A 24,143-nucleotide genomic window follows, 5' to 3' on the forward strand; every position below is an offset into this window, starting at 1 on the left:
AAATTATGAATATAGATTCAAAGATACTTACTCCTAAAGTGAGTATAGCACCTATGGTAGACAGAACAGATAGACATTTTAGATATTTTGCTAGAATTATTACTAAAAAAGCTTTGTTGTATACAGAGATGGTAACAGCACAAGCTATAATAAATGGAAAAAGAGATAAGTTATTAGATTTTAATCCATTTGAGAAGCCTATTTCATTACAGATAGCTGGATCTAATCCAGAAGATATTTATAAAGCAGTAAAATTAGCTGAAGATTGGGATTATGATGAGATAAATTTAAATGCTGGTTGTCCTTCTGATAGAGTGGCTGGAAATGAGATGGGAGCATGCCTTATGGCTTATCCAGAGCTTGTAAGAGATATGATTAAGGCTATGAAAGAAGCTACTAAGAAACCTGTAACCCTGAAACATAGAATAGGAATTGAAGGAAAAAATATATTACCAGATAGTTTTGAAAGAACTTTGCTAGATAGATATGAAGACATGATAGGATTTATAAATAAGGTTGAAGAAGCTCAACCTGATAGGTATACAATACATGCAAGAATAGCTATTTTGGAGGGGTTAAGTCCTAGAGAAAATAGAGAAGTACCACCATTAAGATATGAAGATGTATATAAAGTTAAAGAAGAGAAACCTAATCTACAAGTAGAAATTAATGGTGGAATAAAAACCATAGATGAAATGAAGAACCATTTAAGATATGTGGATGGTGTTATGATAGGAAGAGCTGCCTATGACAATCCTATTATCCTAAGAGAAGTAGATAAATTCTTCAAAGGTGGCGAGATAAATAATATATCAAGAAGAGAAATAATAGAAGAATTTATTCCTTATATTGAAAACCTTGAGAAGAATGGAGAAAATCCTCATGTAGCCTTAACTCATACTTTAGGATTATTTTTAGGTGAAAAAGGTTCTAAGATATGGAAGCAGATAGTTTCACCAGCTAGTTCTAAGAATATAAAAAGATCCGAATTACTTAAAGAAGGACTGAAAAATTTACCAGAGGAATCTCTTGATAGTAGAATTTAATTTAGATTTGGGAAGGTGCTTAAGTTACCTTCCTTTCTTGTATTTGGTATAATTAAAGTAATAATTGTATAAAGGGGTAAATCATGGATTTGAGGGTTAAAGATATTATAACAATAGTTGATTATATAGTTTTTACAATAATACTTATTATCTTAGCATTTTTAAGTGGGAGTAATTTTTTATTACTTATAACTTATCTTCTTTTTCTTACCTGTTTCACCATAAGAACTTATTTTTGTTATGAAAAAGAGAGAGAAATTGCAAAAAACATATTATTAATTTTAGAGGTAATGATAATATGGTTTATAAATTATAGTTCTAAAAGTTTCGTAGCTATGATTTTATATTTATTTTTAGTGGACAGTATAATAATTAATTTTAATAAAAAACAAGGATACATGTATTCAGTATTAGTGTATTTGATGAATTTTTTATCTGCAATTATTATGTTAAAAGATAAAATAAACTTGATTCCAGTATTTATATTAGTAACAATGCCCATATATATTATATTTATAATTATATTTAAGCTTATAAACTATTTATTATTTCAGAATAAGATAATAGAAGAGTCTTTGAAAGAAATTACCGTTAAAAAGATAGAAAAAGATGAGGTATATGGACACTTAAGCGAGGCTTATGAAAAAGTAGAGCTTATGACCGCTAATTCTGAGAGAAACAAAATAGCCAGGGAAATTCATGATACAGTTGGACATACTCTCACAACTGTTTTGGTTGAAATGGAAGCCTCCAAAAGGCTTATGGATAAGGATATTATTAAGGCTAAGGAAAAGTTGAGTTTAGCCCAGGAACAAGTTAGAAAAGGTCTTAATGATATAAGAAGTTCTGTAAGAATATTAGAACAAGGAAAGGAAATTATGGACTTTTGGGGTTCTTTAAAGACCTTTATAGCGGATTGTGAAATGCATTCAGATATTATTGTAAAAAGTCATATAGATAGTGATATGAATGTTTATGATAGTGGGAAAAAGGTTATTTATAGAGCGCTTCAAGAAGGATTAACTAATGGAATTCGACATGGGAAAAGTACTGCCTTTATTTTTAAGTTATTTGAGAGAGATAATTCAATTAACTTCTCTTTAGAGGATAATGGTATTGGATCTGTAGCGTTAACTAAAGGTTTTGGGCTTAGATCCATGGAGGAGCGTGTAAAAGAGCTAGGTGGACAACTTGATATATATTCAGAAGAAGGCGAGGGGTTTTCTATTTATATAAAACTGCCATTAGTTGAAGGAGGAAAAATAAATGATTAGAGTAGTTATAGTGGATGATCAAAGGTTAATGAGAGATGGATTAAAAACTATATTAGAACTTCAAGATAATATAGAGGTTATTGGCACTGCTTCTGATGGTAGAGAAGTAATTGATATATGCAGAACATGTACTCCAGACGTTATTTTAATGGATATAAGGATGCCGGGAATGAATGGAGTAGAGGCTACCAATATAATAAAAAACAGTTATCCAGAGATTAAAATATTAGTTTTAACAACCTTTGATGACGAAGAGTATATTGTTGATGCACTAAATTATGGAGCGTCAGGGTATATGTTAAAGGATATAGATGGAGATGCCCTAATTAAAGCCATAGAAGATGCTTATGATAATAAATACATACTTCCATCCTCAATAGCATCTAAGTTGGTAAATAAGCTTATAAGCAACAATATAAGTGATAAAAAAGAAGAAAATCTAAAAGGTCTATTTACTGATAGAGAACTTGAAGTTGCAAAGATGTTATCACAAGGTTTTACTAATAAACAGATAGCCTCCTCTCTATTTATATCAGAGGGAACTGTAAAAAACAATGTAAGTAATATATATTCTAAGATACAAATATTTGATAGAACTTCAGCAGCATTATATTTAAAGGAGATATTAAAATAAATGACCACGGTAACTAGTATGTAGTGACCGTGGTTACTATTATTTATGGAGGAATTTTTATATTATATTTATAAGAATTGAAGGGAGGATTGAAATGAAACCTTTATCTGTTAGTAAATATATAAAAAATAACAAAAAGTCCTATATAACTTCAATAATAGCTATAGCTTTATCTATTATCTTAGGATATGGAGTAGAGTGTTTTATAGAGTCTATATCAGAAAGCTCATATTCATCTCAAGTGAAGCCATTAGAAAAGGCATTTACAATAAGTAGAATTAGTGATAAAGAGATATCTTTAGAGTATGTAGATAAGTTAAAGAAAAGTGATCTTGTAGAAAAGTTAATACCTACAAAGATATCTTATGTAAAATATTCTACCCAGGGAAGTGTCAGTAATGTAAGAATATTTTCTATACTTCCAGAGGATAGAGAATATTTTATGAATGAATATGACATTACTCTTGAAAAAGGGAGCCTTCCAGAAGAGGGACAAAAAGAGATAGCTATAGATGAGAGGGTAGCTACAAATAATAATGTATCTATTGGGGATAGTTTAGGAGATAGCAAAATTGTAGGGATTTTAAATAGTGAATATTTTTTATCCTTAAGTAGCTATTCGTCTACTTCTGATGAAGTTAGTAGATATAAAGATATTAGTAAAGATGATTTGATAAAACATGAGATGGTGATATTTCCCAATGATGATAAAAGAGATGATTTAGATCAATTAATAAGGACATTCTCTAAAAAGGATATAAATTATAGCATATTATCAGAGGGAATGGAAAAATATCAAAGTGGAACGGCATCTTCAAAACAAATACTAGATGCACTTTTTGTTCTTATCGTTATTGTTATGGTGGTTACTTTATCAAGCTCTAAATATGCGCAATTCATAAATAGAAAAATAGAGTTTGGTATATTAAATGCTTTAGGATATAGCAGAGGAATGTTGATGGAAAGAGCATTAAAGGAAGTGTTGATATTTAATTTATCTGGATTTGTAGTAGGCATTATATTAGGAGTAGCTACTAGTTTTATTGTAACAAAAGCAGCTTTTACTGATCTAGGAGCAATTGGCGTGTTTATAAGCATTAAGGGTATAGTAATATCTTTACTGACACCAGCTTTTACAGCTTTATTTACATTAATACCAATTTACAGAGTTTTAGGTAAATTAGATGCTATAACTATCATTGAGGAGGGATAAAATGATTTTTAATATAGAAAATTTAAATATGATATATGATATGGAAAAAGAAGCTATGACCTATGCGGTAAAAAATATAAATTTAAGTTTAGAGAACAATAAAATGATAGGAATTATGGGACCTTCAGGAAGTGGAAAAAGTTCATTGATTTATTCAATGGCTGGATTAAAGAAACCAACTTCAGGAAAAATATCTTATAATGGACAAGACTATGAGAGCATGAGTTTGAATGCTTTAGCTAAGCTAAGAAAAAAAGAGTTTGGATTTATATTTCAGAGACATTTTTTAATTGAGTACATGAGTGTTCTTGATAATATATTAGTTCCTATAAACTCTAATTCAAAAGCTGACAAGCAAAGAGCAATAGAACTTCTAGGCAGGATGGGAATAGAGAATCTGTATAATAAAAAACCTTCAAAACTTTCAGGAGGGCAAAGACAAAAGGTTGCAATTGCTAGAGCTCTTATAAATAATCCTAAGGTGATTTTTGGAGATGAACTTACAGCTGCTTTAGATCATGAAAGTTCTTCAGAAGTAATGAAGATGTTAGATGAATATAAGAAAAATGCTCTTATTGTAATTGTTACTCATGATAAAACTATTTTAAAAGATGCAGATGCAATAGTTAATATTTGGGATGGAAGTATAACTTCCATTGAAGAAAAAGAGAGGTGATACTATGAGGCCACTTTCTCCACTAAAATATATATTAGCTAATATTAAAAAAGTTTTAATAACTATAATAACTGTAGCTATAGGTGTTTTTGTAGTATATTTTTATTCTTTAATAAGTGCAACAACAGAGGAATTGGTTGATCTGACAGGTGGTAACTTTGTAGAGAATCATAGTATAGTATATTCTAAAAGTTATGTTGAGATTCCAAAGAGCATAATAGAGGATCTTAAAAGTAGTAGTAATACAAAGAGCTTAATTCCTATTAAACCTATTGCAGGCAGCCTTAAATATTCTCTAGGATTAGGTTCTTCAAGTTTTGATGTTGAAAATTTGTATAGTGAAGATATAGTAGGCTTGATGGACGCTCTGGATCAAAATATTGTTGAAGGAAGTATTCCTAAAGAAAACTCAAATGATATTCTAATTCATTTAAGATATGCTAAACAAAATAATCTAAAAATAGGTTCAATAATAAATGAAGATAATTCAAACTTAAATAAAGAATATAAAGTTTCGGGAATAATGGATGGAGAGAATATAATAGCCATAGTAAATACAGATAGTGAAATGAAAAGAGAAGAGGCTTTTACAAGGGGATTTATTTATAGTACTTATGATAATAGTAGCAAAGATATGAGTGCTATAAAAGAGAAGCTATCTGCAGATATAGATGTGATAGATTATAAATATATGGAAGACAATTTTAAAGAAATGATGATAGGTATGAATTCGCTTAGTTATATAATGAGTACTTTTATAATTATAGTTTTGTGTATAACATTAGGGAATTTAAATTACATTATATTTAAAAATAGAATTAGCGAATTTTTTATAATGCACGCCATGGGATATAAAAATGCAACATTAATGACTAAATTATGGAGAGAAAATTTGATCTTGTGCTTAGTAGGATATGGCTTAGGTATATTTATGTGTATTATGACGGTTAGTATATTAAATTTAACTATATTTAATCCAGTTGGAAAACCATTTTTACTGTTAAGTAAGTCTGGATTTATAGCATCATTTATAATACCTTTATTTGTATCGTTATTTAGTTTAATTCCATGTTTGACTTCAAAATACAGAGATAAAATAAATATAGGTTAATAATATTTTTATAAAAGGAGTTTATGTTAAAACTCCTTTTTATGTTTTGCGAATAGTTAATAAATACTTTATAATATTGTTTAGATAAAGTAGGAGGGGTATTTATATGAATGAAGTTATTTATCGATTGTTATTTTTGGTTAATTCTAATAAAGAAAAAGATATATATTACACAATTGCATGGACGATGCTGAATAATATAAAAAAAGTTCCCAAATTAAATATAAATCAATTGGCAGATATGTGCTATACATCATCAGCTACAATAAGTAGATTTATCAAAAAATTAGAATATGAGAGTTTTAGTGAATTTAAAGAACAGGTGGATTTGAATTTAAAATATTATAGGCTTAAAGCTTCTTTTAATCCTAAATTTATACAAGAGAAATCATCAAACCCAGATGAACTTACAAATGATTTTTATGATTTAGTTATTAATAATTTAAAACAAACCTCTGAAAATTTAGATATAAGAAAACTAGATAAATTGGTGGAGTATATATATAGATATAAAAAGATTGCTTTTTTTGGAATGCAGTTTTCACAATATATTTCTATGGAGATACAAACAATGCTTTTGATGCTTGGTAAACTAGTAACAGCATTTGTTGATATGCAGGAGCAATATCAGTATGTTGATGATATGGATGAGAATTCTCTTGCTATAATTTTAACAGTGGCTGGAAGAGTAGCTAATACAGAGCTTATTAAAAAGATAAAAAATAAAAAAGCAAAACTTGTAATAATAACTCAAAATCCAAACACTCAATATATGGAAGAGGCTGATTTGGTGTTGTTATACGGGAATCCAGATGTTAAAAGTATAGAATCGCTAGTAGGAGGCAGATATGCACTTTTAAGCGTAATCGATATGATTTATTATAGATATGAGTCTTTGTATAATCACACTAAATAAAAATAGGAGGAAATATTTTTGAGAAAAATATGGTCACTTATTCTGATCTTATCGGTTACCGTAAACCTTTTTGCTGTTTCGTGTAATAGAAATATAAAAAATAATAAGACGGCTAAAGTTGTTGAAGAAATTAATATAGATGAAGAGCAAGATTTTAAAGAAGTTGAGAGTAAGAAAGACGTTAATATATCAAATGAAATAGAGAACGAAGAACAAATAGAAGAACCTAAAGAAATTAATGGCTTTGTTTTATTACAGGAAATGGATAAAGATTTTGTGATAGATTTAAGATACGCAACAGAAAATAATTTTACTAAACAAAAAGTTTATCCTAATGACATATGTGTATTAAGAAAAGATACTGCGGTGAAGTTAGTAAAGGCAAATGAAGAATTTAAAAAACTAGGATATAGAATAAAAATTTGGGATGCGTATAGACCAGTTTATGTGCAAAGAATATTTTGGAACATAGTGAAAGACAGTAGATTTGTTGCAAATCCAGATAACGGTGGCTCAATACATAATAAAGGCTGTGCTGTTGATATTACCCTTGTTGATAAAGAATGGAAAGAGTTGATGATGCCGTCTAGTTTTGATGACTTTTCAGAAAAGGCGTATAGAGGTAACACTAATATGAGTGATGAGGCTAAAAGTAATATGAGCATTTTAACTAACATAATGGTTCAAAGCGGGTTTAAGATTATTGATACTGAGTGGTGGCATTTTGATGATACTGACTCAGGGAAGTATAATATTGAAGATGTAGATTTAAACCTATTTCTTAACTAAAAGACAGTATATAGATTTATTAAAAGTAATTCTATATACTGTCTCAATTTTTAAGCTGCTTTATTTAATTTTATTTCATTAAAGTAGCTTTTGGTTTCTCCTATTATTACTTTTCTTAAGCCTACTAATCCAACTAAATTAGGAAGTGCCATTAGACCATTTACTATATCAGCTATAATCCATATTAGTTCAAGTTTCATGAAAATAGATGAAGCAATTGCTACTAGAAATATTATTTTATATGGAAGAATTCCTTTTACTCCAAATAAGTACTCTGTACACCTTTCTCCATAATAATTCCAGCCTATTATAGTTGTGAATGCAAAGAAAATAAGTCCAATTGTGACTATAAATTGACCAATCATCGGAAAGTTACCAAAACCTGCTTTAAAAGCTTCTGTGGTTACTTGCGCACCTGAATATTCAGAGCTATTCCACATTCCTGTTATAACTAAAGTTAGTCCTGTCATAGTACAAACAATTATTGTGTCAATAAATGTTCCTGTCATGGAAATTAAACCTTGTCTAACACAAGATTTTGTTTTAGCAGCAGCAGCAGCTATAGGTGCGCTACCTAATCCAGATTCATTTGAAAAAACACCTCTGGCTATTCCTTTTTGCATTGATGTTAATATAGTAACACCTAGAGCCCCACCAAAGGCCGCAGACGGAGAAAATGCGCTGCGAACTATTAAAGATATAGCGTCAGGTAGTTTTGATATGTTTGTAATTAATATTATTAGTGCGCCTAATACATAAAATATAGCCATAAATGGAACTATAAGTTCCGCTGCTTTAGATATCTTTTTTATACCACCTATTGTTATTAGTCCTACTATAATTGTTAATAATGCTATTGTAGCAAATTGAGGAACTTTAAATGTAATATTAACTGCGCTTGATATAGAATTTACTTGCGTGAATGTTCCCATTCCTAAGAGTGCAACACATATTCCAAAAAAAGCAAATGCTTTAGCTAACCACTTAATTCCTAACCCTTTTTCTATATAATACATTGGCCCACCTGACATTTGGCCATTTTTATCTACCACACGATATTTTATAGCTAGTAATCCTTCAGCATATTTAGTAGCCATACCAAATAATGCAGCCACCCACATCCAAAATAGTGCTCCTGGACCTCCGGCTGCAAGAGCAGTCGCAACTCCAACTATGTTACCAGTTCCTATTGTAGCAGCAAGAGCAGTACAAAGAGCTGCAAAACTACTTATGTCCCCATCTCCATCATAATCTTCATCTTTAGAAAAAAGATACTTAAATGCTAGTGGTAGTTTGAATATTTGTAGCAAACCTAGTTTTATGGTAAGGTAGATACCTGTCCCAATTAGTAGAATTAGTAAGGGTGGACCCCAAACTAAATCATCAATTTTTGAAAATAATTGTGTTAAGTTTTCCATTAGATTTTAGCCCCCTATTAATAGTTGTTTTACTATTTTTACAAAATAGATATAAATCACAAAGTAATATCATAAGCGAATTATTTGTAATAGATTTATAAAAATAGAAATAAAAACAGCTTATATTGTTAAATTTAAGCTTGTGATAATGTGATTATATCAAATTTAATCTTATAGTGAAAGAATTAAATTTTTCATCAGTTTTTTTATTAATAATTATCGCGAAATAATATCGTAGTTATAAAATTTTTGTAAAAAATTTAACAATGAATAAAGAGGTATATGAATTAAAACGTAGAATTATAATTTCTATAGGGAGTATAAGGAGGAGTATTATTATGATAAGCAATAAGATAAGAAGGATGAAAATTAATTTAGAATCCTTAGGAATATATAGGAATTTACTAAAGGATTCTGTTATTGAAAAATTGCATAAACTAATTAATTATCTAGATAGGAATGAAGATACAATTAGTGAAATAATTAACTTATATAATGATTTTTATTATGAGATGATGGAAATTAATAATGGATTTGGTTTAAAACAATATATAATAAATAAGATAATATTAAGCGAAAACATATTTTCTAAGAAGGCTCAAAGAGATAACTTATGTAATATAGGATTTTCAATTAAACAAGCTGTAGTAAATGACTTAGATTCCTTAGAAAGTATAGGGAGTTTTACAGCAGAATATATAAAAGAACTATTTATAGAAGATGAAAATAATCCATATTTTGAGTTAGATAAACTACAAAATCTTGGGGAATGGGAAACGGAAACTATAGATGATGTATATATTGAAAGTAATTTTATAGTAGATAGGTTTATGAATACTTCTCCTTGGAGTGTTTTAATTAATGATTTAGCTATAGTTTATAAAAATAATGGTATTGGTATATTTGGTGAATACAAAGGTTTCTTATGGGAAGGAAATGAGCTAAAAGGGGTACAATCATTAGATCCCATAAGACTTGAGGAACTAGTTAATTATGAAAGAGAGAGGAAAATAATAGTAGATAATACTATTTCATTTTTGAAGGGATATAAAGCTAATAATGTTTTATTATATGGTAGTAGAGGAACTGGTAAATCATCTACAGTAAAGGCTTTATTAAATGAGTATTATACAGAGGGACTGAGAGTCATAGAAATTCCTAAACAGTATATAAGTACATTTCCTAAACTAATAGGAATAATAAAAGATATACCGCAAAAGTTTATATTGTTTATAGATGATTTAGCTTTTGGAGATAGTGAAGATACTTATACAGCCCTCAAAGCAGTTTTAGAAGGTGGATTAGAGACAAAACCTGATAATATAATAATATATGCTACATCAAATAGAAGACATTTAGTTAAAGAAAAGTTTAGTGATCGAGATGGTATGAGGTTATCAGGAGCTGGTGACGAAGTCCATGCTGCAGATGCAATGCAAGAAAAACTATCTTTATCAGATAGATTTGGGATAACTGTAACGTTTATATCACCAACTCAAAAGGAGTATTTAGAGATAGTAGATTCTTTAGCTAAAGCTAGAGGGATAGAACCAACAGAAGAAATTCATAAAAGGGCTATTCAATGGGAAATGAGTTACAACGGAAGATCACCAAGAACAGCACGACAATTTGTAGATTGGCTTGAAGGAGAAATTTGTCAAAAAAAAATTAAAACTTAAGTGTGATGAAGTATATAAAAGATCATATAACATATGGTCTTTTATATTTTGTCAAAAAATATAATTAAATAATAGAAATAATTAAAATACAATTGACTAGATAGTAAGAGAATATTAAGATAAAATAAAGTAGTAGAGTAAAATTTTATATAGATATATATAAGGTAAACTCTAAAAATCAATTTTTAACTACGGCGAAATAGGCTGTAGTTTTAGTTTTGTTAATTGACTTAAGGGGGATTAAGACTTGTCAAATTTACTTTTAATAGAGGATGAGAGATATCAAGTAGAATCATTAATTAAAATTATTCAAGAGTTATCCTTAGATATAAATATTTTTCATGCTGATAGTGAGGCTAAGGGACTTGAAATATTAAATAAAGTACCTATAGATTTTTTTTACATAGACATAGAATTAAAGGAAGGTTCTGGTATAAGTTTAGCTAATAAAATAAGAATTATAGATAAATATAAACTTGCTTGGATAATATTTATTACTTCAAATTCTAGCTATATGCTAAATGCTTTTAAAAAAATTCATTGCTACGATTATATTATAAAACCAATTAAAAAAGAAAAAATACAAAATATGACAAAACTTTTATATGAAAATAGTTATGCTAAAGAAGATAATGAAACGAAGTTAGACAAGCAATATGTAGTATTTGAAAGTAGAGGCGTAAGGCTTAAGTTTTATATCGATGAAATCGTGTTTATAGAAGTTAAAATAAGAACTTTAACTGTTTATACAAAATTTGGTGTATACGAGATAGACAAGTTATCTTTGAAAAAAGCTTTAGAGAAAATTAATAGTGAAGATATAGTGCAAAGTCATAGAGCCTACGCTGTTAATAAAAAATATATCAAAGAAATTAGGCAGATATCTGTAACAAGTAGTGAAATATACTTTAGAGGATGCGAAGATAAAGCGTATTTGGGCTCTAAATTTAAATTGAATTTTGAAAATATATAGAGGTTGGAGTTGGGGATGATGTTTACTAGTGCTGTTTGGAATTTTATTCTAAGTTATATGGAATTAATAGGAGTATTCATTATATGGAGTAAGTTTAATTATAGTAGTAAAAATAATGTATTCAAGTATATTGGTTTATCTTTAATAATATGTAGTATAAATAATATATTGTCATATTTTGAAATCAGCTACACGTTTTTTATAAATTATTGTTTAACCATAGTATTTGTATCAATTGTTTTTAGAAAAAAGTTGAAAACAGCTCTACTTGAATTTGTTATAGTAATAATAATTACAATGGTTTTACAATTTATTATATTTGGAGCTTTTACTATGATAGGCAAGTTTGTTGATAGTAGTCTAATTATTAATGAAGAATTTAAGGGGTTAATTATAAATATTTTTATGTTAATTTTGATATGTGGAATAAAAAAATATATTCCATATAACAAAGTTTTTGTATCTAATATTAGTATGCAAATAATATTCTTTTATTTAATTAATGCTTTTATATATGTTTTTATTATAAAAAGTATTTGGGAATCTGATTATACTATAATAGAAAAAAATATTGCGAAATTCATAATAGTTTTGCTGATATATATTTTTGTAAATGTTGGGTTTTTAAAAGAGCTTGTATTTTTAATTGAAGAGAAAAAGAGTCTGGAAGCCTATAATAGATATTCTAAATTGACAGTTGATCTAGTTAATGATGTAAAAAGTAAACAACATGACTTTAAAAATCATTTAAGTACAATTTATGGTATAGTACAAGTCTCCAATGAAGAAGATTCCAGAGAAAAAATAAAATATTATATCGAGGGGTTAAGTGAATCATTGTTAAAGGAGCAAAATTTAATTTCATTAGATAATAAAGTTTTAGCAGGAATTATATATAGTAAACTTCAAAAAGCTGAAGAGCTAGAGATTAATTTTAGGTATTCAATAAATAGTGACATAAGTCTAATACCTGTAAAAGATTATGAATTAGCTGAAATCTTATTTAATTTATTGGATAATGCGTTTGATGCAGTAAGTAATCTAGAAGATAAAAGGTGGGTGGAGTTAAATATAGATAAAGAAAAAGAAAACTCCATTATTCACATAAAAAATAGTGGAGCTACACTTAAAAACACTAATATAAATGAAATTTTTAAAAAAGGTTTCTCTACTAAAGGTAGCCAAAGGGGATTCGGCTTATATAATATTAAATCTATAGTGGATAAGTATGGTGGTTCAATAGAAATAACCACTCAAAATGATAGCACAGAGTTTATTTTATTATTTCATTAATTCATCTGGTATTTCTGACTCACCAAATAATAGATAAGAGCTATATGAAGCAGTAGATATATATGCAATTGCTACTAGAGCCATTGACAAAATATTAAATAGTTTCCTTTTAAGTCTCATAAATTCACTCCTCTCAATAAATGGCTTATTTATAATATGATTTTAAAAGTTATGGAAAGCTATATGAATAAAATAGTCACCAAATATTAAAATATAGACATGAAAAGTTAAGTGGGTATAGTAAGGGGATTAATTATCACCTAACCATTTATTCTTGATGAAGGAATTAATTGAAAAGCTTGTATAAAAATTGTTATGATAGCGCAATTTATATAAACTGTGCATTTGAAAATTAGAAAAGAAGCACATAAAAATAATAAAGTTAGGAATGTTGAAATTAGTTTACGTCTAAGAATAATTTTAGGATCATTATACATTCTCATTTTTTTACGGTATTTACTAACCTGAGGTGACTTTATGTAAATAATTATTAGACTCAATATGGATAAAATTAAATAGAGGATTAAGGGTACTTGTCCAATATATTTAGGAGTTAGGTAGCTTGTTATGAAAAATACTAACATAGAAAAAGCCAAACAAGCTTTATATGTATAAAAATGTATACCACCTGAATAAATACGAATAGAACTTAGGATTATAAAAGATAATAAGAAATAATTTTCTGTACCTAACATAAAAAATATAATAAACATTATGATAAACTTAGAACTTTCACTTAAGATTGACTTTATAGCAAAGTTTATCTTAGGTATTTCTGAATCATTAATATCGCTATTTGAGCTTATATAATTTGTTAATTTTTCTGATACCAACTCGATCATTTATTTTCCCCCTAATAATGTAATATATACTATATTATTAAGGATTATAATGGGAATTTCAAGAGCATATTGTTTATATTATGATATTGCTCAAAAATTAGTTTTGGTGAGTTGATATATTATAAATGAATTTAGCAAAAATTTATCAATTTAGTAGAAGGAATCGGTTAACTTTTGTTGAAATAATTGTATGTTGGATATTGTTTAAAAATATAGTATTTACAATATAAATTATTTAGGGGAAGATGTTAATGGTAGAATACTTTTTAATAGGTTGTATAGCTGGTGTAATAATTGCAAGTATTTATCATAAAAGGATTAGCTTGAAGTCTTACAGAAAGACTCAGAACATAAAAAGGAATCAGAAAAGAATATTTAATTTAATTGAGAAGTCTAAAGACATAGTATATTGTTTTCAAATTTTACCTGAATTCAAGTTTATATACTTAAGTCCATCTATAGAAAAGTTTTTAGGTGAAGGTTTAGTTAATGAATGTTATGAAAACCCTAGTAATCCTTTTGAGCTTATCCATCCAGATGATTTAAATATATTATATGACAAAATTTATGGAACTCTTGATTTTGAAAAACCCATAGTACAGAGATGGAGAAATAGAGAAGGAAAATACTTGTGGTTTGAAGAACATGCTACTCCTATATACTCAAAAGGTAAGTTGGTAGCTGTTCAAGGGATAATAAGAAATATTGATGAAAAAATAAAATATCAATTAGGGTTAGAGTATAGAGTGACTCATGATATGTTAACAGGACTTTATAATAAGGATTTTTTTGAAAGCGCATGCAATAAATATGATGTAGAAATAGAATCTAAAGTGGCCATAATTATGTGTGACTTAGATAATTTGAAAACAACTAATGATGTTTATGGACATATGGAAGGAGATAACCTCATAAAAGGTGCTGGTACAATATTAAATAAATTTTCATCAACAAATTCAATAGTATCTAGAATAGGTGGAGATGAGTTTTGTATTTTACTAACAGATTTAAATGAATCTTGCGTAAAGAAAATAGTTGAAGATATAGATAGAGATATACATAAGTTCAATGAGGTTAATTCAGGTGTAGATATAAACATATCAATAGGATATTCATTTAGTCAGAAATCTTTGGGGCATATGGAGCATTTATTTAAAAAAGCTGATTCGAATATGTATAAAATTAAAAATAATAAGAAAGTAATATGAGGGGAAATAGTATTTTCCCTTTTGTTTTTTTGAAGATAGAATAATAAGAACGTCTCTCTAATATATTATTAAAGAAGATCAACAAAACTCTTGTAATCATTTTCTATAAGTGATAGAATAAATTTAAAGAAGAGAATATATGATTCGGCCGAGTATATGAGAGCCATCACAGTAAGTATTTAACTTATAGTGGTGGTTTTTTTGTCTTTTTTTAGGTGAAATTAAGGATTTTGGAGGGAATAAGGGATGTATGATGTAGTAGTAATAGGGGCAGGGGTTATAGGGAGTGCTATAGCTAGAGAATTATCAAGATATGAAATGAATATATGCGTTTTAGAAAAACATTCTGATGTATGTTGTGGTACATCAAAAGCTAATAGTGGAATTGTACATGCTGGTTTTGATGCTAAGACTGGAAGCTTGAAAGCTAAACTAAACGTATTAGGTAATTCTATGTATGATGAATATTCTAAAGAGTTAGACTTTCCTTTTGAAAGAAATGGATCCCTAGTATTATGCTTTAGTAAAGATGATATACATGTACTTGAAGAATTAAAAAAACAAGGCGAAAGAAATGGAGTTCCTGAACTAAAAATAATATATGCACAAGAATTAAGGGAGAAGGAACCTAATATATCAGATACAGTAGTTGCAGCATTAGTAGCACCTACAGGTGGAATAGTAGATCCATTTAAAATGACTATAGCATTGGCTGAGAATGCTAATGTTAATGGCGTTGAATTTAAGTTTAATAGTAAAGTCGAATCAATAGAAAAGATTGATGATAATTATAAAGTCATAACTAAAGATGTAATATATGAATCTAAAATAGTTATAAATGCTACTGGTGTATATAGTGATTACTTCAATAATATGATTAGTGAGAAGAAATTAAAAGTTACAGCAAGAAGAGGCGAATACTGTCTTTTTGACAAAATTGCAGGAAACGTAGTTTCGCACACAATATTTCAATTACCTAGTAAGTTAGGGAAAGGAATATTGGTTACTAAGACAATTGATGGAAATTTATTAGTTGGGCCTAATGCTGTAGATTTAGAAGATAAAGACGATGTTAGAACAACAAGAGAAGGCCTTGAAGATATAATGTTTAAGGCTACTAAAAGTATAAATAACATACCTAAAAGTGCTGTTATAACTTCTTTTACAGGATTAAGATCAGTAGAGGAGCATGATGATTTTGTAATAGGGGAAGCAGCTGATTCAAAGGGATTTATAAATGTGGCTGGAATTCAGTCGCCTGGATTATCTTCAGCTCCGGCCATTGGGGTATTAGTTAAGGATATAGTAGTTGATAGATTGAGTCCTAATGAGAAGGCTGATTTTAATGGCAAAAGAAAAGATATAGTGAAGTTTAGTGAATTATCTAATGAGGAAAGAAATAAACTTATAAAAAATAGACCAGAATATGGAAATATAATATGTAGATGTGAGCTTGTAACTGAAGGTGAAATAATAGATGCAATAAGAAGACCGTTAGGAGCAACCAATCTTGATGGAATAAAGAGAAGAACTAGAGCCGGGGCAGGTAGATGTCAAGCTGGATTTTGTACCTCTCGTACAGTTGAAATATTATCAAGGGAACTTAATATACCACAAACAGACGTAACTAAATTTGGTGAAGATTCTTATATTCTTGTAGGTAAGAATAAAGAGAATATTTAAGGGAGGTGCAGTTATGAGAAAGCATGATGTAGTAATAATAGGTGGAGGTCCTGCAGGACTAGCTGCTGCAATTTCAGCAAGAGAAAATGGTATAGATGATATTATAATCTTAGAAAGAGATAACAAACTTGGAGGAATATTAAATCAATGCATACACAATGGCTTTGGACTTCATACGTTTAAAGAGGAGTTAACAGGACCCGAATATGCAGATAGATTTGTAGAAAAAGTCAAAGAGTTACAAATTCCGTTTGAATTAAACACAATGGTAATTGATATAAATAAGGATAAAATAATTACAGCTATAAGCAAAAATGGAGTTTTAGAAATAGAAGCAAAATCTATAATCCTTGCTATGGGATGTAGAGAAAGACCAAGAGGAGCATTAAATATACCAGGAAATAGATGCTCAGGAGTGTTTACAGCTGGAACGGCTCAAAGATTTGTAAATATTGAAGGTTATATGCCAGGAAAAGAAGTTGTTATTTTAGGTTCAGGTGATATAGGGCTAATTATGGCAAGAAGGATGACTTTAGAAGGCGCTAAAGTTAAAATGGTAGTAGAATTAATGCCTTATTCTGGTGGATTAAAGAGAAATATCGTTCAGTGTTTAGATGATTTTGATATTCCGCTAAAATTAAGCCACACAATAATAGATATAAAAGGCGAAGGTAGATTAGAAGGGGTTACAGTTGCTCAAGTAGATGAAAATAGGAATATTGTTGAAGGAACTGAAGAGTATGTAAGTTGTGACACCTTATTACTTTCTGTTGGATTGATACCAGAAAATGATGTATCAAAGGGTATAGGAGTTGAAATGTCAAATGTTACATCAGGTCCAATTGTAAACGAAAGTTTAGAAACTAATATTGAGGGTGTATTTGCTTGTGGTAATGTTTTACATGTGCATGATCTTGTAGACTATGTAACCCAGGAATCCAACAATGCAGGAAAATGTGCTGCACAATATATTAATGGAAAAAATAAAAGTGAAAATTCAATTAAGATAAAAGGAATAGAGGGAGTTAGATATACAGTTCCAAGTTATATAAATGATGAAAATGTAGAAAAGGAAGTTATGGTAAGATTTAGGGTTGGAAGTGTATTTAAAAATGAGTTTATTAGTGTGTATTTTGATAATGAAAGAGTAATGCATATTAAGAAAAGAATTTTAACTCCAGGTGAAATGGAAAGTGTGAAGTTATCTAAAACTTTATTAACTAAGTATCCTAATTGTGAGAATATAACAATAAAGGTTGAAAAGGAGTAGTTTATATGGAAAATAGAGAATTAACTTGTATATGCTGCCCATTAGGATGTGTATTAGAAGTAACTTTAGATGGAAAAGAAGTAAAGAGTGTTACAGGAAATAGTTGCAATAGGGGATCAGAGTATGGGGTGAAAGAATGTACAAATCCTACTAGAATAGTTACGTCAGTAATAGAAGTAGAAAATGGTGATATACGCATGGTTCCAGTTAAAACAGAACATGACATACCAAAGGATAAAATTCAGGAATGTATAAGGGCTATCAAGGGTATAACGGTACAGGCACCTGTGGCTATAGGAGATATAATAGTTAGAAATGTAGCTAATACATCTATAAATATTATTGCAACAAGAAATGTAGCTAAAGTGTAAATAAGATGATATCATTAAAAGGTAATGTTTAATAATTCCAATGGAGGTATTGATGAATAATTTAGGAGAAATTCTTATAGAGAATCCTGTTGTTGCAGCAATTAGAAATGAAGAGGATTTGGACAAGGTTATTGAAAGTGATGTAAAAATTGTATTTGTCCTCTTTGGAAGTATAGTTAATATATCACAAATATGCAGACAATTAAAAGAGCATAATAAGATAGTATTTGTTCATATAGATTTAGTAGAAGGACTAAAAGGGGACTCTAAAGGAATAGAATATGTAAAAAAAATTGCAGAACCTTATGGGATTATTAGTACAAAACCAACTAACATAAAATATGCTAAGAATCTAGGACTAAATACAATACAAAGAATTTTTATAATTGATTCACTATCATTAGAGACAGGCATAAAAAATATAAAAACAGTACAACCAGATGCCGTTGAGGTTATGCCAGGAGTGGCAAGTAAGATAATAAAATCAATGGAGAAAAAAATACACCTTCCCATAATTGCAGGGGGATTAATTCAAACAAAAAAAGATATAATTGAATCAATAGGAGCCGGAGCTGTAGCTGTATCAACAACTAAGAGAAATTTATGGGAATTAAATGAATAATTATTAAGAAATGAAATGGATTATGGATTATAAGTAATGGTAAATAATATGGGGAATTTGCCATTACCTTGTAATAAAAAAGAAAACGGTTACTAAGGGAGGTAATTAAATGGCAAAGTATGTAATGGCACTAGATCAAGGAACTACAAGTTCAAGAAGTATTATTTTTAATGAAGCAGGGGCTATAGTAAATGTTGCACAAAAAGAATTTACTCAAATATATCCTGAAGCAGGTTGGGTAGAACACGATCCTAAAGAAATATGGTCTACACAAATAGGGGTTGCTGCTGAGGCTATGGCAGGATTAGGAATATCATCTACAGATATTGCAGCAATTGGTATAACAAATCAAAGAGAGACTACTGTAGTATGGAATAAGAATACTGGAGAACCTGTATATAACGCAATAGTATGGCAATGTAGAAGAACTTCTAATATGTGTGATGAACTTAAATCTAAGGGATTTGACAAACCTATAAAAGCAAAAACTGGACTTATACTTGATGCCTACTTCTCAGCTACTAAAATAAAATGGATACTAGACAATGTTGAGGGTGCTAGAGAAGAAGCTGAAAAAGGCAATTTATTATTTGGAACTATTGATACATGGCTTATATGGAATTTAACAAAAGGACAAGTTCATGTAACCGATTATACTAATGCTTCAAGAACTATGTTATTTAATATACACGAATTAAAATGGGATGAAGAAATACTAGAAGAATTAAATATACCTGTAAGTATGCTTCCAGAAGTAAAACCATCCAGCGCTATTTATGGATATACAGCTAATGGATTACTAGGAGGAGAAATTCCAATAGCAGGTGCTGCGGGAGACCAACAAGCTGCATTATTTGGGCAATGTTGCCATAATCCTGGGGATGCAAAAAATACTTATGGTACAGGATGCTTCCTTCTTATGAATACAGGAGAAAAAGCAGTAGAATCTAAAAATGGACTTCTTACAACTATAGCTTGGGGAGTTGATGGAAAAGTTGAATATGCACTAGAAGGTAGTGTATTTGTGGCAGGAGCTGCTATTCAATGGTTAAGAGATGAATTGAGAATGCTTAAAACTTCAGCTGACTCAGAAGAATATGCTAACGCTGTTGAGGATACTAATGGAGTTTATATGGTACCTGCATTTGTAGGATTAGGAGCACCTTATTGGGATCAATATGCAAGAGGAACAATTGTTGGATTAACAAGAGGAACAAAGAAAGAACATTTTGTTAGAGCTACATTAGAATCTTTAGCATATCAAACTTATGATGTATTAAAGGCTATGGAACAAGATTCAGGAATAGAACTTCATACACTTAAAGTTGATGGAGGAGCATGTGCTAACAATTTCTTAATGCAATTCCAATCAGATATATTAGGTGTTCAAGTTGATAGACCTGAGGTTATAGAAACTACAGCATTAGGAGCTGCATACTTAGCAGGTTTAGCAGTAGGATACTGGGAAAATAAAACTCATATATGCGACAACTGGGCAATATCAAAATCATTTGAGCCTTCAATGGAAGATAATAAAATAGAAAAACTTCTAGGTGGATGGCATGAAGCAGTAAAAAGATCACAAGCATGGGAAAAATAAAATAGAATATGAGGGGGATATACCATGTCTATATATTTAGCTGAGATTATCGGAACTGCAATTTTAATACTTTTAGGAGATGGCGTAGTAGCCAATGTTGTATTAGGAAAAACTAAAGGAAATAATAGTGGACTTATAGTTATAGCTACTGCATGGGCTTTAGCTGTTGCTATACCAGCATTTATATTTGGAGGAATATCAGGAGCACATTTTAATCCTGCACTTACAATAGGTTTGGCAGTTATAGGAAAGTTTCCTTGGGAACAAGTACCTGGTTATATAATATCTCAATTTATAGGTGCATTTATAGGTGCATGTTTAGTATATGTAATGTATAAGCAACACTTTGATGCTACTGAAGACAAAGACAGCAAGTTAGGAGTTTTTTGTACAGGTCCTGCAATAAGAGGAACAGGATATAACTTTATATCTGAATTTATAGGAACTTTCATACTTGTTTTTGGTATTCTTGGATTAGGAACAGTGGCAATGGCAGATGGACTTGGAACCGTGTCAGTAGGTATGCTAATATTTGTAATAGGTCTTTCATTAGGAGGAACCACAGGATATGCTATAAACCCTGCAAGAGACTTAGGGCCAAGGATAGCTCATGCATTATTACCAATTAAAGATAAAAGAGATTCCGATTGGGCATATGCATGGATACCAGTAGTAGCACCTATATTAGGAGCTGTGGTAGCTGCAATAACATTTAATGGGATATTTTAAATAGGTAATTAAGAAAGTGCTTTAGGGCACTTTCTTTTATGTTGAATATTTTCATTTCCATATGTTAACACTATAATCAATTGTTGAAAATATAAGTGGAGGTTAACTATGAAAAAGTTATTAAAGTGTTCACTACTAATGTTTTTATCATTAATAGTTATTGCTGGATGCACTGGAAAAAAGATTAAAGAAGAAAAGCGAAGAGAAAGTGACGAAGTAATATCAAACCCTAAAGTTGATAATGAAACTAAGGACACATTTAAGATATATGATGTCGATAGCAATACATATGAGTTAGTAGAACCGTATGATCTTTCTGTAAAGTCTAACGAATCCCTAAATAAAAAAGTAGATATGATAGTTAAAGAAATAATGGATAGATGGTTTGTTGGCTTAGAGTATAAAACTTCTATTACAAAAGAAGATAACAAGAAGATAGTAGCAATAGACTTAGTTGATAAAGGGATAGACACACCTAATGGATGGTATTCAAAATTTCAAGGTAGTACAGGAGGAAGAATAAATTCAAAAAGAATAATTAATAATATTATTCAAAAAGACTATAAGGGAGAATGGGTACAGGGAGTAAAAGTTCTTTACAATGGTCAGAAAGCTGAATTTGAGCATGCACCAGAACTTGGGAAGACGATATATGATTGGATTTAGTGATATACAGTTAACTATGTTAAGTGTATAATTAACCAAGAGGTGATTAATTAAATGTACACACTTAAATTTGATGAAAAAACGTATGAATTAACAGAAAATAATTGTGAAGATTTCATAATGGATGAAGAGTACAAAATAGAAGGCGTATCGGTCAAGAGTATACTAAACTTATTAAATGAGGCTGAAAACATAAGTTTTGATAGAGAATACTACAGTGAATATTGCAGTAGTTGCAAAGAAGAAGATATTGTTAAGAGTAAATTCTATGAATATTTAGGGTATTCTTTTTATATATTTACTAAGGATAATAAATATATTGAAAGTAATATATCAAAATCCTATAAAGATAGTTCCTTTGGCAGACTTTATAGAAGTAATGTTGTAGATAATAGTTTTATAGTGAATATTATATTCTGTGAAAAGTGCAACAAATATAATATAGAAATTGAACAATGTGATATGTAAAACTACCTTATGGGTAGTTTTTATTTTATTATGGAATAATTTATGATGTATAATAATATTAAAAGGTTATTTAAGGAGATTAATGTAATGGCTCAAGGTAAAACTAATGTTATGAGAATTTTAGATTCAAATGATATTGATTATGATATATTAAATTATGATAATAAAGATGGAAAAATAGATGGAGTATCAGTAGCAAATAAAATTAATAAAAACATAGATGTGGTCTATAAAACCTTAGTTACTAAAGGCGTGTCAAAAGAGATATATGTCTTTGTTATTCCTGTAATTGAGGAGCTTGACCTAAAGAAGGCAGCAAAAGCAACAGAAGAAAAAAAGATTGAAATGCTTGAGGTTAAAGATATAAATAAATATACTGGATATATCAGAGGTGGGTGTTCACCTATTGGTATGAAGAAGAAATATAAGACATTTATTGATAATAGCTGCAATAATATAGAAAGTATAATAGTAAGTGGAGGAAAGATAGGAGTTCAAATTGAGTTAAAAACAAATGGGTTGATTAAGGTGACTGATGGAATAGTAGTTGATCTGAAGAAATAATAAAGGAGATTATTTATGGGAAAAAGAGAGAAAGAGAATTATAGAGGGTGTCTACTAGGAGGAGCGATAGGAGATTCGCTAGGTTTTCAAGTTGAATTTATGACTATAGAAGAAATAAGAGAAGCTTACGGAGAAAATGGAGTTGAAAATTTAAAACTTGGAATGATGAAAAATGCTGAAATAAGTGATGATACTCAGATGTCATTATTTACAGCAGAAGGAGTACTACGTTCGAAAGTAAAAATGAACAAGGAAGATGAGGAAAATTTTGAAGAAATTCTTTATCATGCATACATAAGATGGCTATCAACTCAAGAAAGACTTCATAAAATAATGGATAAATATCTTGTAAACAGTTGGGTACTTAGGAGAGGGTGGTTTCATGCATTAAAGGAACCAGAAGAAACATGCTTAGAGGTATTAAGGGAAGAGAAAAGAGGAAGTATAGAGGATGCGGTAAATGATAGCAAATATTCAGGTGGAGTTGTTAGGGTAGCTCCAATAGGATTAAGCTATTCAAAGCAAGAAGCCTTTGAAAAAGCGTGTAAGTGTGCGGCTATTACTCATGGACATCCATCTGGATATTTATCAGCGGGTGTTTTTGCATTTATAATTGCAGAAATTATAGAAGGAAGTGACTTGATTAGTGCTGTTGAAAATTCATTAAATGTTTTAAAGACATATAGTAGACATGAGGAATGTGAAAATATAATAATTAGAGCTTTAGAGCTAGCAAATTCTGATAAATCACCGATAGATTGTATTAATGAATTAGGTGAAGGTTGGTATGCAGAAGAAATTTTAGCAAGAGCTATATATGCATCTATAAAATATAGTGATAATTATAAGAAGGCAGTATTAATATCCGTAAATAATAGTGGAGATAGTGATAGTATAGCGTCTATAACAGGAAATATATTAGGTGCTTATTTGGGAGTTGATGCTATACCGAAAGAGTATCTAGAGAATATAGAATTATATGATACAATAGTTTCTATTGCAGATGACTTATTAATAGGATATGAAGACAGTGAAAAATGGATAATAAAATACCCAGCACATTAAATAGTGTGCAATTAAATGAAAGATATATTATAA

The 24,143-nt window shown here is 29.4% G+C and carries 25 protein-coding genes; 22 read left to right on the plus strand and 3 right to left on the minus strand.

Going from position 1 to position 24,143, the window contains the following annotated elements; genetic code table 11:
- The first annotated feature begins 5 nt into the window (after positions 1 to 5).
- The 8 genes from dusA (at position 6) to BUA92_RS19245 (ending at position 7,659) form a co-directional block, all read left to right on the plus strand.
- Positions 6 to 1,046: a tRNA dihydrouridine(20/20a) synthase DusA gene (gene dusA, locus BUA92_RS19210; RefSeq protein ID WP_073022286.1), complete on the plus strand. Its 1,041-nt coding sequence runs from the start codon at positions 6 to 8 to the stop codon at positions 1,044 to 1,046.
- Positions 1,047 to 1,129: 83 nt separating this feature from the next.
- Positions 1,130 to 2,320 (plus strand): sensor histidine kinase, encoded by a 1,191-nt coding sequence (locus tag BUA92_RS19215; protein ID WP_242950205.1) that lies wholly within the window; start codon positions 1,130 to 1,132, stop codon positions 2,318 to 2,320.
- Complete coding sequence (locus BUA92_RS19220; protein ID WP_073022287.1) at positions 2,313 to 2,954, plus strand: response regulator transcription factor; 642 nt, start codon at positions 2,313 to 2,315, stop codon at positions 2,952 to 2,954. The genes BUA92_RS19215 and BUA92_RS19220 overlap by 8 nt, the downstream gene beginning before the upstream one ends.
- Positions 2,955 to 3,048: 94 nt before the next feature.
- Positions 3,049 to 4,167, plus strand: a complete 1,119-nt coding sequence (locus BUA92_RS19225) for an ABC transporter permease (protein WP_073022288.1) — start codon at positions 3,049 to 3,051, stop codon at positions 4,165 to 4,167.
- A 1-nt stretch (position 4,168) separates the two neighbouring features.
- Entirely contained in the window at positions 4,169 to 4,843 is a 675-nt protein-coding gene (locus BUA92_RS19230; protein ID WP_083553601.1) for an ABC transporter ATP-binding protein, read from the plus strand.
- 4 nt (positions 4,844 to 4,847) lie between these two features.
- Entirely contained in the window at positions 4,848 to 5,954 is a 1,107-nt protein-coding gene (locus BUA92_RS19235) for an ABC transporter permease (protein WP_073022289.1), read from the plus strand.
- A gap of 106 nt (positions 5,955 to 6,060) precedes the next feature.
- On the plus strand, positions 6,061 to 6,870 hold the full coding sequence (locus BUA92_RS19240; RefSeq protein ID WP_073022290.1) for a MurR/RpiR family transcriptional regulator: 810 nt from the start codon (positions 6,061 to 6,063) through the stop codon (positions 6,868 to 6,870).
- A gap of 18 nt (positions 6,871 to 6,888) precedes the next feature.
- Complete coding sequence (locus tag BUA92_RS19245; RefSeq protein WP_083553602.1) at positions 6,889 to 7,659, plus strand: M15 family metallopeptidase; 771 nt, start codon at positions 6,889 to 6,891, stop codon at positions 7,657 to 7,659.
- A gap of 50 nt (positions 7,660 to 7,709) precedes the next feature.
- Here the strand turns inward: BUA92_RS19245 and BUA92_RS19250 are convergent, their stop codons facing one another.
- Positions 7,710 to 9,077, minus strand: coding sequence for an alanine/glycine:cation symporter family protein (locus BUA92_RS19250; protein WP_073022291.1), 1,368 nt, complete (start codon positions 9,075 to 9,077; stop codon positions 7,710 to 7,712).
- A gap of 338 nt (positions 9,078 to 9,415) precedes the next feature.
- Here BUA92_RS19250 and BUA92_RS19255 point away from each other — a divergent pair, with 338 nt between their 5' ends.
- The 3 genes from BUA92_RS19255 to BUA92_RS19265 all read left to right on the plus strand — a co-directional run bounded on the left by BUA92_RS19255 (position 9,416) and on the right by BUA92_RS19265 (position 13,022).
- A complete protein-coding gene (locus BUA92_RS19255; protein WP_207650364.1) occupies positions 9,416 to 10,756 on the plus strand; it encodes an ATP-binding protein in 1,341 nt (446 codons plus the stop codon).
- Positions 10,757 to 11,003: 247 nt separating this feature from the next.
- The gene (locus BUA92_RS19260; protein ID WP_073022292.1) at positions 11,004 to 11,729 is read left to right on the plus strand and encodes a LytR/AlgR family response regulator transcription factor; all 726 of its coding nucleotides are present in this window, start codon (positions 11,004 to 11,006) and stop codon (positions 11,727 to 11,729) included.
- A gap of 15 nt (positions 11,730 to 11,744) precedes the next feature.
- Positions 11,745 to 13,022, plus strand: a complete 1,278-nt coding sequence (locus BUA92_RS19265; RefSeq protein ID WP_083553603.1) for a sensor histidine kinase — start codon at positions 11,745 to 11,747, stop codon at positions 13,020 to 13,022.
- On the opposite strand, the gene BUA92_RS23080 is transcribed toward BUA92_RS19265, so the two are convergent.
- Together BUA92_RS23080 and BUA92_RS23885 are read right to left on the minus strand one after the other, a co-directional pair.
- The gene (locus tag BUA92_RS23080) at positions 13,011 to 13,142 is read right to left on the minus strand and encodes an AgrD family cyclic lactone autoinducer peptide (protein ID WP_139259388.1); all 132 of its coding nucleotides are present in this window, start codon (positions 13,140 to 13,142) and stop codon (positions 13,011 to 13,013) included. The two genes, BUA92_RS19265 and BUA92_RS23080, sit on opposite strands and share 12 nt — an antisense overlap.
- Before the next feature lie 140 nt (positions 13,143 to 13,282).
- A complete protein-coding gene (locus BUA92_RS23885; RefSeq protein ID WP_073022294.1) occupies positions 13,283 to 13,864 on the minus strand; it encodes an accessory gene regulator B family protein in 582 nt (193 codons plus the stop codon).
- A gap of 251 nt (positions 13,865 to 14,115) precedes the next feature.
- Between BUA92_RS23885 and BUA92_RS19275 the strand changes: the two genes are divergently transcribed.
- The 11 genes from BUA92_RS19275 to BUA92_RS19325 all read left to right on the plus strand — a co-directional run bounded on the left by BUA92_RS19275 (position 14,116) and on the right by BUA92_RS19325 (position 24,110).
- Positions 14,116 to 15,072, plus strand: a complete 957-nt coding sequence (locus BUA92_RS19275) for a sensor domain-containing diguanylate cyclase (protein WP_175550935.1) — start codon at positions 14,116 to 14,118, stop codon at positions 15,070 to 15,072.
- 246 nt (positions 15,073 to 15,318) lie between these two features.
- A complete protein-coding gene (locus BUA92_RS19280) occupies positions 15,319 to 16,755 on the plus strand; it encodes an NAD(P)/FAD-dependent oxidoreductase (protein ID WP_073022296.1) in 1,437 nt (478 codons plus the stop codon).
- Between the two features lie 13 nt (positions 16,756 to 16,768).
- The gene (locus BUA92_RS19285) at positions 16,769 to 18,025 is read left to right on the plus strand and encodes an NAD(P)/FAD-dependent oxidoreductase (protein ID WP_073022297.1); all 1,257 of its coding nucleotides are present in this window, start codon (positions 16,769 to 16,771) and stop codon (positions 18,023 to 18,025) included.
- Positions 18,026 to 18,030: 5 nt separating this feature from the next.
- Positions 18,031 to 18,396: a DUF1667 domain-containing protein gene (locus BUA92_RS19290; protein ID WP_073022298.1), complete on the plus strand. Its 366-nt coding sequence runs from the start codon at positions 18,031 to 18,033 to the stop codon at positions 18,394 to 18,396.
- A 52-nt stretch (positions 18,397 to 18,448) separates the two neighbouring features.
- Entirely contained in the window at positions 18,449 to 19,018 is a 570-nt protein-coding gene (locus BUA92_RS19295) for a glycerol-3-phosphate responsive antiterminator (RefSeq protein ID WP_073022299.1), read from the plus strand.
- 109 nt (positions 19,019 to 19,127) lie between these two features.
- Positions 19,128 to 20,618: a glycerol kinase GlpK gene (gene glpK, locus BUA92_RS19300; RefSeq protein WP_073022300.1), complete on the plus strand. Its 1,491-nt coding sequence runs from the start codon at positions 19,128 to 19,130 to the stop codon at positions 20,616 to 20,618.
- A gap of 24 nt (positions 20,619 to 20,642) precedes the next feature.
- Complete coding sequence (locus BUA92_RS19305; protein WP_073022301.1) at positions 20,643 to 21,347, plus strand: MIP/aquaporin family protein; 705 nt, start codon at positions 20,643 to 20,645, stop codon at positions 21,345 to 21,347.
- 108 nt (positions 21,348 to 21,455) lie between these two features.
- Positions 21,456 to 22,013: a hypothetical protein gene (locus BUA92_RS19310; protein ID WP_073022302.1), complete on the plus strand. Its 558-nt coding sequence runs from the start codon at positions 21,456 to 21,458 to the stop codon at positions 22,011 to 22,013.
- Between the two features lie 54 nt (positions 22,014 to 22,067).
- On the plus strand, positions 22,068 to 22,481 hold the full coding sequence (locus BUA92_RS19315; protein WP_073022303.1) for a DUF3785 family protein: 414 nt from the start codon (positions 22,068 to 22,070) through the stop codon (positions 22,479 to 22,481).
- Positions 22,482 to 22,568: 87 nt separating this feature from the next.
- Positions 22,569 to 23,045, plus strand: coding sequence for a Cys-tRNA(Pro) deacylase (gene ybaK, locus BUA92_RS19320; RefSeq protein WP_073022304.1), 477 nt, complete (start codon positions 22,569 to 22,571; stop codon positions 23,043 to 23,045).
- Positions 23,046 to 23,060: 15 nt separating this feature from the next.
- The gene (locus BUA92_RS19325) at positions 23,061 to 24,110 is read left to right on the plus strand and encodes an ADP-ribosylglycohydrolase family protein (RefSeq protein WP_073022305.1); all 1,050 of its coding nucleotides are present in this window, start codon (positions 23,061 to 23,063) and stop codon (positions 24,108 to 24,110) included.
- Positions 24,111 to 24,143: the final 33 nt, after the last annotated feature.

Source organism: Clostridium intestinale DSM 6191 (genome assembly GCF_900130055.1).
GTDB lineage: Bacteria > Bacillota > Clostridia > Clostridiales > Clostridiaceae > Clostridium_T > Clostridium_T intestinale.

Coding starts and splice junctions, on each gene's coding strand:
- dusA (WP_073022286.1), top strand. CDS start 6: ATGAATATAGATTCAAAGATACTTACTCCTAAAGTGAGTATAGCACCT.
- BUA92_RS19215 (WP_242950205.1), top strand. CDS start 1,130: ATGGATTTGAGGGTTAAAGATATTATAACAATAGTTGATTATATAGTT.
- BUA92_RS19220 (WP_073022287.1), top strand. CDS start 2,313: ATGATTAGAGTAGTTATAGTGGATGATCAAAGGTTAATGAGAGATGGA.
- BUA92_RS19225 (WP_073022288.1), top strand. CDS start 3,049: ATGAAACCTTTATCTGTTAGTAAATATATAAAAAATAACAAAAAGTCC.
- BUA92_RS19230 (WP_083553601.1), top strand. CDS start 4,169: ATGATTTTTAATATAGAAAATTTAAATATGATATATGATATGGAAAAA.
- BUA92_RS19235 (WP_073022289.1), top strand. CDS start 4,848: ATGAGGCCACTTTCTCCACTAAAATATATATTAGCTAATATTAAAAAA.
- BUA92_RS19240 (WP_073022290.1), top strand. CDS start 6,061: ATGAATGAAGTTATTTATCGATTGTTATTTTTGGTTAATTCTAATAAA.
- BUA92_RS19250 (WP_073022291.1), bottom strand. CDS start 9,077: ATGGAAAACTTAACACAATTATTTTCAAAAATTGATGATTTAGTTTGG.
- BUA92_RS19255 (WP_207650364.1), top strand. CDS start 9,416: ATGATAAGCAATAAGATAAGAAGGATGAAAATTAATTTAGAATCCTTA.
- BUA92_RS19265 (WP_083553603.1), top strand. CDS start 11,745: ATGATGTTTACTAGTGCTGTTTGGAATTTTATTCTAAGTTATATGGAA.
- BUA92_RS23080 (WP_139259388.1), bottom strand. CDS start 13,142: ATGAGACTTAAAAGGAAACTATTTAATATTTTGTCAATGGCTCTAGTA.
- BUA92_RS23885 (WP_073022294.1), bottom strand. CDS start 13,864: ATGATCGAGTTGGTATCAGAAAAATTAACAAATTATATAAGCTCAAAT.
- BUA92_RS19275 (WP_175550935.1), top strand. CDS start 14,116: ATGGTAGAATACTTTTTAATAGGTTGTATAGCTGGTGTAATAATTGCA.
- BUA92_RS19280 (WP_073022296.1), top strand. CDS start 15,319: ATGTATGATGTAGTAGTAATAGGGGCAGGGGTTATAGGGAGTGCTATA.
- BUA92_RS19285 (WP_073022297.1), top strand. CDS start 16,769: ATGAGAAAGCATGATGTAGTAATAATAGGTGGAGGTCCTGCAGGACTA.
- BUA92_RS19290 (WP_073022298.1), top strand. CDS start 18,031: ATGGAAAATAGAGAATTAACTTGTATATGCTGCCCATTAGGATGTGTA.
- BUA92_RS19295 (WP_073022299.1), top strand. CDS start 18,449: ATGAATAATTTAGGAGAAATTCTTATAGAGAATCCTGTTGTTGCAGCA.
- glpK (WP_073022300.1), top strand. CDS start 19,128: ATGGCAAAGTATGTAATGGCACTAGATCAAGGAACTACAAGTTCAAGA.
- BUA92_RS19305 (WP_073022301.1), top strand. CDS start 20,643: ATGTCTATATATTTAGCTGAGATTATCGGAACTGCAATTTTAATACTT.
- BUA92_RS19310 (WP_073022302.1), top strand. CDS start 21,456: ATGAAAAAGTTATTAAAGTGTTCACTACTAATGTTTTTATCATTAATA.
- BUA92_RS19315 (WP_073022303.1), top strand. CDS start 22,068: ATGTACACACTTAAATTTGATGAAAAAACGTATGAATTAACAGAAAAT.
- ybaK (WP_073022304.1), top strand. CDS start 22,569: ATGGCTCAAGGTAAAACTAATGTTATGAGAATTTTAGATTCAAATGAT.
- BUA92_RS19325 (WP_073022305.1), top strand. CDS start 23,061: ATGGGAAAAAGAGAGAAAGAGAATTATAGAGGGTGTCTACTAGGAGGA.